Here is a 14,481-nt window from a genome sequence, read left to right as displayed (position 1 = left end):
TCTTGCTCAGGAGTTGGATAGAATCGGTACTTGAATGCTTTTTGTGTCATACTTCACGTTATAGCATCTATTGTGTGAAGATGCAGACTCTAATCCAAAGCCGTCCTAGAAGGACGGGGTTTCTACCCATTTTTCTGATGAACGTTTGGGCCGCCAAGAGGCAAGAAAATTAGGCATCTCAATCATCGGTATCCTCGGCATCTTACTTCTTGCCAAGCAGCGAGGCTTAGTGCAGCAGGTGGAGCCTGTTATGGATGCGTTGATTGAGCAAGCGGGTTTTCGGGTGAGTGCAGCACTTTATCAGGAGGTTTTGCGTTTTGCCGCAGAGTGATAGAGGTGCGAAATTCGTCTTTTTGCGTCATGTAACTGAATAAGCGGCTCTGGGGCTGCGGATTTGCGTTAAATTTTTGATGTGAGATGACGGAGGTTTGAACGCATGGGTTGGTCGCGGCGGGTTTGGGGCGGTTTGATTTTGGGTTTGGTGGTGGCAGGGTTGCCGAGTGGAGGAATGAAGTCATCAGTTCTTGTTCTGGTTTAAACTGTCAAGAAATTGACGTTCTTTAACGCGCTCAGGCAGATTGAATTGCAGTAGGCGTTCTGTGGTTCTTCCTGCTGGGGTGAGGCCTTTAATCTCACCTTGTTCTGACCTGAAATGCTCTGACCATTGTTGAGTTCGAGGATTGAACAGAAAGCTGAATGCTCCGGTTTCAGGATCAAAGGAACCTAAATCGCTGCCTTTGTGACGATTACAACGCCAGCAGGCCAAGACCAAGTTATCGGCTTCTGTTTTGCCTTGATGTTTTTGGGCGATCGCATGATCCAGTTCATGGGGATAGAAGCCAACATTGTCGGGCAGTTGGCAATATTCACAACGGTTGTTGGCTCGCTCTACCACAAGGCGGCGGAGAGCGGCGGGAATGTAGCTCATACGCTGCGAGTCAGGTAAGGCAAATTGCCGATTTTGAGCATGACGATGAGATGCTCAATGCGTTCGTATTCATCGAGTTCGGCTTGTTCAGCGGCGGTGAGGGTTCCGGCTTGGTTCCGGTCGAGAAGCCAGCGCAGACGATCGCCCATTTCTGAGGTGGGTCGAAAGGCGGCAATCTCTTCTGGGGTGGGGCGGCTGGCGATAAAGTTGAGAATATGGTGATAGACGTGGTTAGGGAGAGGAGCTTGCAGACATTGTTGCAACAGAGCAGGGAGGCGATCGCCCAGTTCATTCAGTTGGGGAACCAGTTCATCAGGAACGTTAAGCGTGATGGTTGCCATAGGGATGTGAAGATGTGTGGTGGTTCTATTTTAGCGATCGTGTTGATTCTGGAGTTCGTTCACTACGCACTCGTACCAAAATGCGAAATTTGTCTTTCTGCGTCCTGTAACTGAATAAGTGGCTCTGGGGCTGCGGATGTGCGTTAAATTTTTGATGTGAGATCATGGAGACTTTAGCCCAATATGCAGAACAAGAATCGCTCTCTTTTGATCGCGCCCTGCAAATTGCCTTACATGATTTTTTAGTCCGTCAGGGGTATACGATCGAACCGCGCCAACGGTTACGAATTACTCCAGCTCCACAGGGCAGTGGGTTTACGGATACGTCAATTCATCATGATGCTGTGTTCTCTACAGTTAACTAAACCCATGAATTCATTACCGATTCGTCAGGCTCAAGACAATCTCAACCAATTGGTTGATGAGGTGTCGCAACGTCACAGCCCGATACTCATTACAGGCTCAAATCATGAGGCAGTGTTGATCTCGAAAGCGGATTGGGATGCCATGCAAGAATCGCTGTATCTCGGCAGTATTCCAGGCTTGGTTGAATCGATCCAACAAGAAGCAACCACACCCCTCGAAGATTGTATTGAGCTTGAGAATCTAGACTGGTGACTTGGCGGGTTGTTTTGACCAAGCAGGCGGCGAAGGATGCCAAAAAGCTAGCGTCAGCAGGTCTGAAGCGAAAGGCGCAGAAGCTGCTCAATATTTTGGTACAAAATCCCTATCAACCGCCTTATGAGAAATTGGTAGGCAATTTGGCGGGCTATTATTCTCGCCGAATCAACCAGCAACACCGTTTGGTGTACGAAGTCCATGAGCAAGAGAGGATTGTGAAGGTTTTGAGGATGTGGACACATTACGAGTGATTGATATTTGCCTTCAATTGCGAAATTTGTCGTTCTGCGTCCTGTAACTGAATAAGCGGCTCTGGGGCTGCGGATGTGCGTTAAATTTTTGATGTGAGATGACGGAGGTTTGAACGCATGGGTTGGTCGCGGCGGGTTTGGGGCGGTTTAATTTTGGGTTTGGTGGTGTCAGGGTTGCCGAGTGGTGCGATCGCCAATCCTCACCGCCTGATCCAACACTTGAAGATCCACGCGATCAGGGTAGCGATCGAGGGGCGGCAATTCCCCTAAAACCGTGGCACGGGAACGAGCCGGGGCAGGCAGTAACGAATGAACGCCGACGGTCAGACCCAAGCCCGCCGCAATGCGCAGTAAGTTTCGGCGTGTCAGATAGGGAACAGTCATGGCAACATCTCAAAGATTAAGCAGAACAAGGGAATCAGTCCATGGTTTCGTGATCCATAGTTTCGTGATCCATGGTTTCGTGGTCTGTGCCGCCGTGATTCATGCTGGTTTGGATTGAATCGGCGGGCGATTGGGCTGAGGGGGTTACGGTGGTTTGGTGATGTTGGGCGTGGCCGGTGAGGGGGGTGAGGAGGAGAAGAGCGATCGCACTGCCGAGGCTTAGGTGATGTTTGAGCATGGTTGAGTGGGTAGGATTTGAGGTGGTTATTTTGTCAAGAGGATGAGCGGGTGATTGCCTGCCGAGACCAGGGCAGGCAACGAGGCGCATCTAGCGGGAACCGCGTCGGGGCTTGGGTGTGTGGCTGCGGTGGTCGCCATGGTCGCCACAGCTATTTTGTAGGTCTGAGGTGAAGCGATCGCTGCTGCTGTTCAGGTCGGATGCTTGGGCAGGATTGCCGAGAGGAACGAGGGTTAGGGTTACACCTAATACGGAAGTTAAAGCAACGCTGGCTAAGATTGATTTCATCATGGATTGAACCTCGAAGCGGTGTGAATACTCTCACTGTGTCAGCTTGGGATGAAATCAACATGAAATCCATGGGAAATCCTGTGATCATGAAATTGGGGTGAAATTGAGCGGTTTGGGGGACAATCGGACGCAGGTTAACCCAACGGAACGATGCGAATTTTGCTCCTGGAAGATGAACCGGATTTGGGTCACGCGATTAAACGGGCCTTGAGCCAAGAGCGGTATGTGGTGGACTGGGTGCTGGATGGTTCCATGGCGTGGAACTATCTGACTCGTTCAGATTTGGTGTATACGATCGCGGTGCTGGATTGGTTAGTGCCGAAATTGTCGGGTTTGGCTGTGATTCAGCAATTGCGCGATCGCGGCAACGCCCTGCCGGTGTTGATGTTGACGGCGCGGGATGGCATGGCTGACAAAATTCAGGGCCTCGATGCCGGAGCGGATGACTATCGGGTGGATCAGGATCGCTCACGCACCCATGGCGGGGCCGGGTTGGGGTTAGCGATCGCCCATCACCATCACGGAACCCTCACCGTTCAAAGCCAACTCAACCAGGGTAGTTGCTTTCTCCTCCGCCTCCCCCTCGCTCGTAACCCTGCCCTATCTCCCTAACCCAATCCCCCAGGGATCTGAAGGAGGACAGGTCAGGATCAACGGCTTTGGAAAATGTTTTGCACCATCACCTGATCCAGTTGGGCGGCAGCGGCATTGAGAGCGGCTACCTCACCGCTGTGGAGTCGCCAGCCCATGGCTCCGGCGTTTTGTTGAACTTGTTGGAGGGTTTTCGCGCCGGGGATGGGCATCGTGCCGTTGCAGATGCACCAGTTGAGGGCGACTTGGGCGGGGGTTTTCTCGCGTTCAGTGGCGATCTTGGTGAGGGCGTGCGTGAGGGGAGCCATACCGGGGAGAATTTTACGGCAGAGGAAGCCCCGTAAGCCTTTGGGGAAGGGGCCGGTGGGGGAATATTTACCAGTGAGGAGGCCGAGGGTGAGGGGGCTGTAGGCGATTAGGTGGATGTGGTTGCGATCGCACAATTCCTTCAACCCCGACCCCTGCACGGGCGTAGTGGAAAGCAGGGAATATTGCACCTGAAGGGATGCGATCGGGATGTGGCGGGCTTGAAAGCGTTGCAGCACCCATTGCAAGCGTTGCGGGCCGAAATTGGACAGCCCCACCCCCTTCACCAAACCCCGCTCATACAAATCCATCAACCCAGCCAAGAGCGGCCCCTCCTGCCAGGGGAAATAATTCGCCGTAGACCAATGGAGTTGCACCAGATCAATCGGTCGCCCCAACCGTTCCGCCGATGCCGCCGCCGCCCGCACCATCGCCCCCCGCGTCAAGCGCCAGGGATAGGGCGCGAGTTTCGTCGCGAGGCAAATACGATCCCGATTCGCGCCGCGATATTCACGAGCAAACCGCCCCAAGAGTTCCTCACTCCGTCCTTTGAGCTTCCCCGTCCCGTAGGAATCCCCCGTATCAAAAAACGTCATCCCGCGCCCGACGGCATAGTTAAACACGGCTTGCAGTTGGTCATCCATGGCGGGGGTGTAGTCCCAGAGAATTTGATTACCCCAGGCCCATGTGCCGCAGCCAATTTCGGGGAAATGAATCGCAGAAGTCGAGGCGGTAGGGGAATGGGTCATGGTGGGAAAAGAGGGGAGAGGGCTGTTCCCTTCTCCCTCAGGAGAAGGGTTAGGGATGAGGGCATTCATTAAGATTTTTCTACGGCTTGTTATTGTTTGCAACGTTGGGCGGGGTGAGAAGGATGTTAAACGTGAGAATTGAAGTAAATCGGGGCTATTGGTAACTAAATATGAATAAACATTGTGTTTTATTGTGATTAACCCGATTTGCCTCGCTTGCGTTGCAGAACAGCGAGCATCCGATCGCGCGATCGCCCCCAGTGAGCACGATAAAATGAGGGCGATCGCACCTCATGGACTCAACTCGGATGCACTCCACCTCCATTCCACCCCTGGCCACGATGCAAACCACCCTCCTCAACGATGATCCCCTTTGGTTCAAAGATGCCGTGATCTATGAAGTGCCGGTCAAATCCTTCGCCGACAGCAACGGCGACGGCATTGGCGACTTTCGCGGCCTGACCGAAAAACTCGACTATTTGCAGGATCTAGGCGTGACCGCCATTTGGACGCTGCCCTTTTTCCCCTCTCCCCTCCGGGACGACGGCTACGACATCGCCGACTATCTTTCCATCAACCCGATCTACGGCAGCCTCGAAGACTTCCAAGAACTCCTCAACGAAAGCCATGCGCGGGGCATTCGGGTGATCATTGAATTGATCGTCAACCACACCTCCGATCAACATCCCTGGTTCCAGCGGGCCCGCCATGCCCCCCCCGGCAGTCCTGAGCGGGATTTTTATGTGTGGAGCGACACCCCGGAACGCTTCCCCGATGTGCGGATTATTTTCCAAGATTTTGAAACCTCAAACTGGGCTTGGGACCCCGTCGCAAAAGCCTATTATTGGCATCGGTTTTATTCCCATCAACCGGACATTAATTATCGCAATCCGGCGGTACAGCAGGCGGTGCTGGATGTGGTGGATTTTTGGCTGTCGATGGGAGTCGATGGCCTGCGCATGGATGCCGTGCCCTATTTGTACGAGCAGGATGATACCAACTGCGAAAACCTCCCCGAAACCCACGATTTTTTAAAGAAGCTGCGCAGTCATGTGGATGAGAATTTCGCCAATATTCTCCTGCTGGCGGAGGCGAACCAATGGCCCGAAGATGCGGCGACCTATTACGGGAAGGGGGATGAATGCCACATGAATTTCCATTTCCCCCTGATGCCGCGCCTGTTTATGGGGCTGCGCATGGAGGATAGTTTTCCGATCGCAGATATTCTTAAGCAAACCCCCTCGATTCCCAATAACTGCCAATGGGCGCTGTTTCTGCGCAACCATGACGAGCTAACCCTGGAAATGGTCAGCGATGAAGACCGCGATTATATGTATCGCACCTATGCCCAAGATCCCCAAGCGCGGATTAATTTGGGGATTCGTCGCCGTCTTGCGCCCTTGTTGGGGAACGATCGCCGCCAAATTGAGTTAATGAATGGCCTGCTGATGTCCCTGCCGGGTACGCCGGTGCTCTATTACGGCGATGAGTTGGGGATGGGGGACAATATTTATTTGGGCGATCGCGACGGGGTGCGCACGCCGATGCAGTGGAGCGCCGATCGCAATGCCGGATTCAGTCGCGCTAACCCCCATCGCCTCTATCTCCCCGTGATCCTCGATTCGGAATACCACTACGAAGCGATCAACGTCGAAGCCCAGCGGGCCAATACCTCCTCCCTGTGGTGGTGGATGAAACGGCTCTTGGCAGTGCGGGCACGATTCCAGGCCTTTGGGCGCGGCACGTTCGAGCTTCTCTATCCAGAAAATCGTAAGGTGTTGGCCTTCACGCGCACCTATGGCGGCGAGCATATTTTGGTGGTGGCGAATTTATCCCGGTTTGTGCAGTCGGTGGAGTTGGATTTAACGCCGTTCCATGGCATGGTTCCGGTGGAAATTTTCGGGCGCAATCCGTTCCCGGCGATCGGCAAGTCCCCCTATTTCCTCAGCATTGCGCCCCATGCTTTCTATTGGTTCCTGTTGCAGCCGGTGGACGTGGTGCAGGGGTCGCCGCAAGCGGTGCATGAACCGCCTAGCCTCGAAATTCAAGGCGCTTGGCAAACGCTCCTCACCCAGCCGGAGTTTAAGCCGGTACTGAATACGGTGTTGAGTAGTTATTTGCGTACCTGTCCTTGGTTCCGGGGCAAAGGGCGCACGGTGCAAGGGGTGACGGTGCAGGACACGATCGCAATCAATACTGTCCGTTGTGAGGTGGAATTGGTGATTTTAGAGGTGGAATATACCGAAGGACTGCCGGAACTCTACAGCATTCCGTTGACCTTTGGGGAGTTGGCGACTCCGGAGGGGGCGATCGCCCAACTCCAACTCACCCCCACCCCCACCAAGGGACGCAGTAAAACCGCCGCCAAAGCAGCGGATGGGACGACGGGATGGCTGTTTGATGCCCTGCGTGAACCGCCGTTTTTGCCGGTCTTGTTGGAGGCGATCGCTAAAAAACGCCGCTACAAAGGCAGCCATGGCCAACTCGTCGCCAGCACCACCAACGCCTTCAAAACCCTAGACTTAGGCGCGTCCCCCCTCGACCCCCATCCCTATCGCGGCGAACAGGACAACAGTTCCATCGTCTACGGCGATCAACTGATCCTCAAGCTCTACCGCAGCCTCGAAGACACGATTAACCCCGACCTCGAAGTGAGCCAACTCCTCACCGAACAACAGTCGAGCCTCACCGCTCCCGTCTTCGGCGCGTTGGAATACCGTCGCCCCAATCAACCCGCCATGTCCATCGGCATTTTGCGCGGCTATGTGCCCGATACAACGCTGGCGTGGAATTTCACCCTCGACCGATTGCGGGGCTATTTTGAGCAGGTATTGGTGTCGCAGATTCCCGTCGCAGACCTCACCTTCCCCGTGGTGTCGATCGCCTCTGCCCAAGAATTGGAGATCCCCGAAGTGGTGTATGACCATATCGGCTCTTACCTCGGCGCGGTGGAACTCCTCGGCCAGCGCACGGCGGAATTGCATCTCGCCCTAGCCTCAGAACCCCGCGAGGCGGCGTTTGCGCCGGAACCCTTCACCTCGTTCTATCAGCGATCGGTATATCAATATAGCCGGAATTTGGCGGGTCAGGTGATGCTCACCCTGAAAAAACGCCTCAACCAATTTTCCGAGCCGGATCAAACCCTGGTGCAAACGGTGCTCAATCGCCAAGATCAAATTCTCGATCGCTTCCAACGGGTCTTAAACCAGAAAATCACGGCGATGCGATCGCGCTGTCACGGCGACTATCACCTCGGTCAAGTGCTCTACACCGGCAAGGATTTCGTGATCATCGATTTCAAAGGCGAGAGCAACCGCCCGATGAGCGAACGACGGATGAAGCGATCGCCCCTGCGGGATGTGGCCGGCATGGTGCAATCGTTCTATTACGCCGTCAGCATCGGCCTGCGCCAAGAACTCGACAGCGGCCTGATTCGCCCCGAACAACAGGGCTACATGGAGCAATGGGCGGACTATTGGTATCGCTGGGTGAGCGTTGTTTTCCTCAAGCATTACCTGGCGATCGCGCAACCGGGTCAATTTCTCCCCACCACCGAACAGGAATGCCAAATCATCCTCGATGCCTACCTCTTAGAAAAAGTCCTCCAAGAACTCAGCGACGACCTCGAACAACACCCCGACTGGATTGAAATCACCCTGCAACGCATTTTGCAACTACTAGAAGGCTAGTTCAGCAGCAGTGCAAAGCTTAATTTTTTACGGCAATTTTAGAATTCCTAATTATTGCTTTGTAAAATTGCGGGCCAAACAGTAGCATCGTTGCAATTCACAGTAGTTAAAGGCTGGATCTTTCTGTAACGCCTTCACGATCACGGTTCAAGCATCCAGCTTGAATTCGGCCACTGTGACCCCATCACCATTAACCTTGACAAGGTAGTGCAACTTATGAGTAAACCTACGATTAGCGGTTCCGTCCCCCTGAACTCGATCCAAGATCGAGACACAATGAAATGGATTCAAGGGCAACTGGCCTTAGCGGGCTACTTGGAAAAAAGCGGTGTGGATGGCTATGTCGGCCCGAAAACCCTGGCCGCCTTTGCTGCGTTTAAAAAGGATTATTATCTGGCGTATCCCGAAGACATTGGCCAAAGCACCATCGACATTTTGGCCGATGTGGAAGAAAAACATGACGTTTCCGATCAAGTGGATAATGTGCCCACGACCACGAACGCCAGTGCCGGCAGTAAGTCGGGGCGATCGGCCACTTTCCCGGTGGTGGGGTTGATTTATGAAAATGAAATGGTAGTGCCGGGGAGTAATATCACCTGGGGCGAAATGACGGCGGGGTTGAGTCGCAAGCCGATCAGCACGTCGGATTTTGGCAGTGCGGATCAGGTGGTGCGCAATATGATGGAAACGGCGAAGGTGTTTGGGAAGGTGCGATCGAAATTTGGGTCACCGATCGCAATCAATAGCGCCTATCGGCCGCCGAATCTGAGCATTGGAGCGGGCCGCTCTCAGCATAAATATGGGCGGGCGTTGGATGTGCGCCCCCTCAATGGCGACTATGCCACGCTGTTGAGTGTGATTAAGTCGATCCCGGAGATTAAGGGCGTGGGCATTGCCGGCCCCAGTAAAGGGTTTTGGCACATGGATATTCGCCCAGGTTCGCGGGTGTATTTCAACTACTAACCTTTCCTGAATCTTGCTAACTGTTTTGGGGTGTAACCGTTTTGCACCGCTTCTATCGCAATCCTAATTTAATTCATGAACAGGCAAGGGGCTTAACAAGGGGCTTAAGCCCCTTGTTGATGAGGAGATCAGATCTCCGATTGATTTAGGATCGCTATATTTAACCCTTTGTAACAATTACGGGGGCGATCGCATCCCTGTGAGATCATAAAAAACGTCTCAATCACGATTCATCGCCTGTTAATCCCCATGGAAGAAAAAACCGCAATCATTACTGGCGCATCCTCTGGTGTTGGCCTTTACGCTGCCAAAGCCCTCGCGAAACAAGAGGGTTGGCATGTTGTGATGGCCTGTCGGAATCTTGAAAAAACCAAAGCCGCTGCCCAATCGGTGGGAATACCAAGCGATCGCTACACCATCCTCCCCATCGACCTCGCCGACTTCCAAAGCGTCCGCGCCTTTGTCAGCAACTATCGCAGCCTTGGCCGCCCCCTCACCGCCCTCGTCTGTAACGCTGCGGTGTACTATCCCCTCCTCGACGAACCCCTACGCAACGCCGACGGCTACGAAATCAGCGTTGCCACCAACCACCTCGGCCATTTCCTCCTCTGCAATTCAATGCTGGCGGACTTCGCACAGTCCAACGCCACGGACAAACGCCTCGTGATCCTAGGCACTGTCACCGCCAACCCGAAGGAACTCGGCGGTAAAATCCCCATTCCCGCCCCGCCGGACTTGGGCGATCTCCAAGGCTTTAAAGACGGTTTCAAAGCGCCGATCTCGATGATCAACGGCAAAAAATTCAAATCTGGGAAGGCGTATAAAGACAGCAAACTGTGCAACGTCCTGACAATGCGGGAACTGCACCGCCGCTATCATGCCTCAACGGGGATCACGTTCACCTCGCTCTATCCTGGCTGTGTGGCTGATACGCCCCTTTTCCGCAATCACTACGGTCTCTTCCAAACCATTTTCCCCTGGTTCCAGAAAAATATTACCGGCGGCTATGTCACCCAAGAACTCGCGGGCGAACGGGTGGCTGCGACGGTGTACGATCCCGAACTGAAGGAATCGGGGATGTACTGGAGTTGGGGCAACCGCCAAAAGCCGGGCCGCCGTTCCTTTGCCCAGGAGATTTCCGACGAGGCCAGCGATGAACAAAAAGCCGAAGAGTTGTGGGATCTCAGCCTGAATCTGGTGGGCTTGGCCTAGGCGATCGCTGCCCTCCCCGCCCAGAGTTCAAGTTCTGGGCGGATGGTCAAAACCCGTTAAAGCAGGTTTCGGATTGAGTGGGCTGTAGCCCACTTTCGCTCTGAGTCGGGGATTTAAATCCCCGGCTTGCTCGTCTGTTCCGTTTCACGCCGCCCACTCCAGCGACCCATCACCGGGAATCACTTCCCCGATCGCGATCGCCTCCATTCCCTGGGTTGTGAAATGCGCGATCGCCCCCTCCGCCTCGCTAACTGGCACAATCACCCCATACCCCACCCCCATATTGAAGGTGTCGAACATCGCGGCCTCGGACACATCACCGGCCTGGGCGAGCCATTGGAACACGGGGGGCACAGTCCAGGCGGTGCGATCGACGCGGATCGATTGGCCCGAATTGAGACAACGCGGCAGATTTTCCGGCAGACCGCCGCCGGTAATGTGGGCCATGCCGTGGATATCGAGGCCCGCAGCGAGGGCGGTGCGAATCACGTTGACATAGATTTGGGTAGGAGCGAGGACGGTGTCCAGGAGGGACGCACCGCCGAGGCCCGCCGGGCAGTCGGCCCAGTCGTAGCCTTGGGTGGCGATGATTTTGCGCACTAGGGAAAAGCCGTTACTGTGGATGCCATTACTGGGGAGAGCGATCGCCACATCGCCCACCTGCACCTGGGACCCATCGAGGCGATCGGCTTTTTCCACCACCCCCACACAAAACCCCGCCAAATCGTATTCCCCCGCACCATAAAAGCCCGGCATTTCAGCGGTTTCCCCCCCCAACAGCGCACAGCCACTGTGCCGACAGCCCTCGGCAATGCCCGCCACCACTTCGGCCAGTTGTTCGGGTTCGAGTTTGCCGGTGGCGATGTAGTCGAGGAAAAAGAGCGGCTCCGCTCCCGTCGTCAGAATGTCATTAACACACATGGCGACGAGGTCAATCCCCACCGTGTGATGTTGATTGACACTGTGGGCGATTTTGAGTTTAGTCCCCACGCCGTCCGTTCCCGACACTAAAACCGGCTCACGATAGCCAGAGGGCAATTGAAAGCAACCGGCAAACCCGCCCAACTGTCCTAGCACTTCTGACCGTTGGGTACTTTGCACATCCTGCCGAATTTTCTCAACGAAGGAGCGGCCTGCGGCGACATCGACTCCAGCTTCTTTGTAATCCATTGGTGGTGACCCAATTCTCATGACAGAACAGAGGCTATTTTAGGATCGACTGGTTCAAAAATAGTCTCACATCTTAAAAAAAATCGCAGGGCTGAATATTTCAGTAATGCCCCCTATCAGAATTTTAAATCAATGACATTTGACCCCACCCTCAAAGGGGAAAACCCTAGCTATCATCAGGGGTCAGGCTATTAAAAAGATTTTGATTGTGAGGGCATGGGGATGGGGTTTAGTCCTCTACCGTTTCCCGTTACAAAAATTCATGGTAGGCTGTGGCAGTTCTGAATTAGGAAACGTTTAGATTTCGTGCATCGCGCTTGAGGTCACCAGTCTAAACCCCATGGTTGGGATGACACGATATACACAGCCTATGACTAAGAAACTTTGGAGTAGCGTCACCGCTACTGTACTAACCACTCTGATGGGCACAGCTAGCGCAGCAACGGCGCAAAGCTCTCTCCAAACCGATGCGATCGCTGTCGAAACCACAGCATCTGAAACCACCACCACCGTGGCGATCGCCCCCAGTCCCACCGAAATCTATTCCCACACCATGGGAACGTCCCCCGCTGTGACGCTCTACGTTCACAACATTCCCGTGTTGACATTCCTCGGTGAGTCCGAGCCTGAAACCGCTGCATCTACCGTTGGCTTTCTCACCCCCGATCAAGTGATCAACGGCGATCTCGCCCTCTCAGAAACCGATCCCCTCTGGCGGGCTGCGATGGTGGGCGATCGCATTAACCAACTCTCCCCCGAAGCGGCTGCCCAATTGACGCTGAAATGGAATCAAGACCAAGAAACCTACCTCGTGATGTTGAACGACGAAGCCATCACGTCGGTTGACACAGAGCATATTTTGCCCGACAGCACCAACAATTGGGATCAAGATGCTCTCCAAGTGACGAACCGTCTGCGGCGTTTATTGGGCGGTGCAAGCCCCCTCGCCATGGGCAATATTGTCCCCAGACCTCGCTACCGCGCCACCGTCGGAACCAGCACGTCAGCCCAGCCCACCGGCCAAGCCCAACGGGGCATGGCATCCTGGTATGGCCCTGGTTTCCATGGTCGCCGCAGTGCCAGCGGTGAACGGTTTAACCAAAATGCGTTAACCGCGGCCCATCGTACCCTCCCCTTTGGGACTCAAGTGCGGGTCACTAACCTGAACAGCGGCACATCCGTTGTGGTGCGGATTAACGATCGCGGCCCCTTTACGCATAATCGTGTCATTGACCTTTCTAAGGCTGCGGCAGGGGCGATCGGGATGCTCGGTAGCGGCGTGGCTCCTGTTCAACTTGAGGTGTTGCACTAACGAGTCCCATTCTGCCGACTCACTGCACCATTTTAGTTAAAATTTCCACAACTAAGGCTAGGGTTCCGCCCCTAGCCTTGTTTCGTTGGGATTGGGAAAACGGGACAAGCTCCCTTGTACCGCGTCAATGTGAACAGGTGCAATGACAGCCTCAAGAATCCCAACAATTTCTTCATAAGAGCCGAAGAGTTTTCGTCTATTGTTATGGTAGTGATAGTCAGTAAACTCACGAATGTCAACATTGTGATGGTTGTTCGTTCAGCTCAGTGCTTTCTCGGTATGACAGATTATGAATTTAACGTTCTAACTTTAAGTGCGACTCTGTTCTGAGGCTGTAGCGATCGCTCACTTTATTTTTCAGTATGTTCGTCCATCTTCTAATGATCACAGCACACCTACATCGAAAATTGTCCGGATGAGTGTCTGAACATGATGATGATTTGATTGTGTCACTATCTCGTTTTGGACAACCCAGCCTTTGGTTCGGTGCAGCACTGGCTTTCCGCAGTAATACAAATCCTTTAGTCAAGATTATTCAAGGAGTTTTTTAGGCAATGTCCTTTTCTCCCTTATTCAAATCCTGGAAACCCTCCCTCGCTGCCCTTTGCTGCACCGCTCTGAGTACAGGTGCTGTGTTGATGGTTAATCCGGTGGCGGCTCAAACGTTTAACCCCCCTGATCGCGGTGCGCCAAGAAGTGCGAGCGATGGCGGCACTCGTGGGTCATTTGTCCCCCCCGATCGCGGTGCTCCGAGCAGCGCGAGCGATGGCGGGACTCGTAGCTCATTTTCTCCCCCGGATCGGGGTGCGCCTAGCAGTGCGGGCGATGGCGGCACTCGCACAGGGCTGACCTTGCCTTCCTACCTGAAGACCTTGGTTCCTGCCGGTGTGATGCCTCTCACCCTCTCGGCGCGGCCAGAGTTCTATGCCTACGTCCCTGCGTCAGCGGCACAAACGGTAAAATTCACCCTCTATCGCCATAACCTGGACAATGGGATGGATGAACTGTTGGTGTATGAGATGGAACAGGCAGCCCCGGACACCAGCGGCATTATGACGTTTACCCTGCCGGAGGGCGATCGCTACGCCTTAGAACCCGGAGCAGTCTACCATTGGTACGTGAGTCTCGTGCTGAATCCCGATGATCCCACCGCTAATATTGCGATCGATGGTTGGGTGCAGCGGTTATCCGAGGATGATGCGATCGCCCAGCGGGTGAAACAGCTTGACCCGGCCACCAACCCCGCCGCCTACGCGGATGCCGGGTTGTGGTACGAACCCCTCCAAGCCTATGCCCGCGATCGCCGCACATCCACACCCGCCTATCTGTCCTCGCACTGTAACAATGCCACAGATAACTGGTCTATCTTGCTCAACTCCGCCCAACTGTGCGAGTTCTCAGCCGCCACCTTCATTCATTGACATACTCCCCCGTT

At 54.3% G+C, this 14,481-nt stretch carries 16 protein-coding genes and 3 pseudogenes; 11 read left to right on the top strand and 8 right to left on the bottom strand.

What is annotated here, in order from left to right; all coding sequences use genetic code 11:
* The coding region (locus PN477_RS20775; protein ID WP_417158713.1) for a helix-turn-helix domain-containing protein at window positions 1–50 on the bottom strand (50 nt) is incomplete at its 3' end.
* Between the two features lie 86 nt (window positions 51–136).
* Between PN477_RS20775 and PN477_RS00425 the strand changes: the two are divergent.
* Window positions 137–331 (top strand): annotated as a pseudogene (locus tag PN477_RS00425) (DUF3368 domain-containing protein); the annotation flags it as partial.
* 186 nt (window positions 332–517) lie between these two features.
* Here PN477_RS00425 and PN477_RS00420 read toward each other — a convergent pair.
* Both PN477_RS00420 and PN477_RS00415 read right to left on the bottom strand, forming a co-directional pair.
* On the bottom strand, window positions 518–928 hold the full coding sequence (locus tag PN477_RS00420) for an HNH endonuclease (RefSeq protein ID WP_272119213.1): 411 nt from the start codon (window positions 926–928) through the stop codon (window positions 518–520).
* Window positions 925–1,269, bottom strand: a complete 345-nt coding sequence (locus PN477_RS00415) for a hypothetical protein (RefSeq protein ID WP_272119211.1) — start codon at window positions 1,267–1,269, stop codon at window positions 925–927. The genes PN477_RS00420 and PN477_RS00415 overlap by 4 nt, the downstream gene beginning before the upstream one ends.
* 164 nt (window positions 1,270–1,433) lie before the next feature.
* Here PN477_RS00415 and PN477_RS00410 point away from each other — a divergent pair, with 164 nt between their 5' ends.
* Genes PN477_RS00410 through PN477_RS00400 form a run of 3 tightly spaced genes read left to right on the top strand, consistent with a single transcriptional unit; the run spans window position 1,434 to window position 2,141 of the window.
* A complete protein-coding gene (locus PN477_RS00410; protein WP_272119209.1) occupies window positions 1,434–1,634 on the top strand; it encodes a hypothetical protein in 201 nt (66 codons plus the stop codon).
* A 4-nt stretch (window positions 1,635–1,638) separates the two neighbouring features.
* Window positions 1,639–1,887, top strand: a complete 249-nt coding sequence (locus tag PN477_RS00405) for a type II toxin-antitoxin system Phd/YefM family antitoxin (RefSeq protein ID WP_272119206.1) — start codon at window positions 1,639–1,641, stop codon at window positions 1,885–1,887.
* A complete protein-coding gene (locus PN477_RS00400) occupies window positions 1,884–2,141 on the top strand; it encodes a Txe/YoeB family addiction module toxin (RefSeq protein WP_272119204.1) in 258 nt (85 codons plus the stop codon). The genes PN477_RS00405 and PN477_RS00400 overlap by 4 nt, the downstream gene beginning before the upstream one ends.
* A 168-nt stretch (window positions 2,142–2,309) precedes the next feature.
* On the opposite strand, the gene PN477_RS00395 is transcribed toward PN477_RS00400, so the two are convergent.
* The 3 genes from PN477_RS00395 to PN477_RS00385 all read right to left on the bottom strand — a co-directional run bounded on the left by PN477_RS00395 (window position 2,310) and on the right by PN477_RS00385 (window position 3,054).
* A complete protein-coding gene (locus PN477_RS00395; RefSeq protein WP_272119202.1) occupies window positions 2,310–2,525 on the bottom strand; it encodes a hypothetical protein in 216 nt (71 codons plus the stop codon).
* Between the two features lie 34 nt (window positions 2,526–2,559).
* Entirely contained in the window at window positions 2,560–2,763 is a 204-nt protein-coding gene (locus PN477_RS00390; protein WP_272119200.1) for a hypothetical protein, read from the bottom strand.
* Window positions 2,764–2,853: 90 nt separating this feature from the next.
* Complete coding sequence (locus PN477_RS00385; protein WP_272119199.1) at window positions 2,854–3,054, bottom strand: hypothetical protein; 201 nt, start codon at window positions 3,052–3,054, stop codon at window positions 2,854–2,856.
* A 150-nt stretch (window positions 3,055–3,204) separates the two neighbouring features.
* Here PN477_RS00385 and PN477_RS00380 point away from each other — a divergent pair.
* A pseudogene (locus PN477_RS00380) lies at window positions 3,205–3,510 on the top strand (response regulator); the annotation flags it as partial.
* Window positions 3,502–3,666, top strand: a pseudogene (locus tag PN477_RS20770) (ATP-binding protein); the annotation flags it as partial. The pseudogenes PN477_RS00380 and PN477_RS20770, both read left to right, overlap by 9 nt.
* Window positions 3,667–3,704: 38 nt before the next feature.
* Here PN477_RS20770 and PN477_RS00375 read toward each other — a convergent pair.
* Window positions 3,705–4,700 carry an aldo/keto reductase gene (locus tag PN477_RS00375; RefSeq protein ID WP_272119195.1) on the bottom strand — a complete coding sequence of 332 codons (996 nt, stop codon included), beginning with the start codon at window positions 4,698–4,700 and terminating at the stop codon, window positions 3,705–3,707.
* A 341-nt stretch (window positions 4,701–5,041) separates the two neighbouring features.
* On the opposite strand from PN477_RS00375, the gene treS reads away from it, so the two are divergent.
* The 3 genes from treS (at window position 5,042) to PN477_RS00360 (ending at window position 10,564) form a co-directional block, all read left to right on the top strand.
* Window positions 5,042–8,389, top strand: a complete 3,348-nt coding sequence (gene treS, locus PN477_RS00370; RefSeq protein WP_417158712.1) for a maltose alpha-D-glucosyltransferase — start codon at window positions 5,042–5,044, stop codon at window positions 8,387–8,389.
* 216 nt (window positions 8,390–8,605) lie between these two features.
* Window positions 8,606–9,352 carry a D-Ala-D-Ala carboxypeptidase family metallohydrolase gene (locus PN477_RS00365; RefSeq protein ID WP_272119192.1) on the top strand — a complete coding sequence of 249 codons (747 nt, stop codon included), beginning with the start codon at window positions 8,606–8,608 and terminating at the stop codon, window positions 9,350–9,352.
* Between the two features lie 249 nt (window positions 9,353–9,601).
* Window positions 9,602–10,564, top strand: a complete 963-nt coding sequence (locus PN477_RS00360) for a protochlorophyllide reductase (RefSeq protein WP_272119190.1) — start codon at window positions 9,602–9,604, stop codon at window positions 10,562–10,564.
* Window positions 10,565–10,708: 144 nt separating this feature from the next.
* On the opposite strand, the gene purM is transcribed toward PN477_RS00360, so the two are convergent.
* Window positions 10,709–11,734 carry a phosphoribosylformylglycinamidine cyclo-ligase gene (gene purM, locus PN477_RS00355; RefSeq protein WP_272119187.1) on the bottom strand — a complete coding sequence of 342 codons (1,026 nt, stop codon included), beginning with the start codon at window positions 11,732–11,734 and terminating at the stop codon, window positions 10,709–10,711.
* A gap of 370 nt (window positions 11,735–12,104) precedes the next feature.
* On the opposite strand from purM, the gene PN477_RS00350 reads away from it, so the two are divergent.
* The gene (locus PN477_RS00350) at window positions 12,105–13,046 is read left to right on the top strand and encodes a septal ring lytic transglycosylase RlpA family protein (RefSeq protein WP_272119185.1); all 942 of its coding nucleotides are present in this window, start codon (window positions 12,105–12,107) and stop codon (window positions 13,044–13,046) included.
* 554 nt (window positions 13,047–13,600) lie between these two features.
* Window positions 13,601–14,467: a DUF928 domain-containing protein gene (locus tag PN477_RS00345; RefSeq protein ID WP_272119183.1), complete on the top strand. Its 867-nt coding sequence runs from the start codon at window positions 13,601–13,603 to the stop codon at window positions 14,465–14,467.
* Window positions 14,468–14,481: the final 14 nt, after the last annotated feature.

The organism is Spirulina subsalsa CS-330 (assembly GCF_028330765.1).
GTDB classification, from domain to species: Bacteria; Cyanobacteriota; Cyanobacteriia; order Cyanobacteriales; family Spirulinaceae; genus Spirulina; species Spirulina subsalsa_A.
Note: the sequence above shows the minus strand (reverse complement) of the source record. Positions and strands in the feature narration are given on the sequence as shown.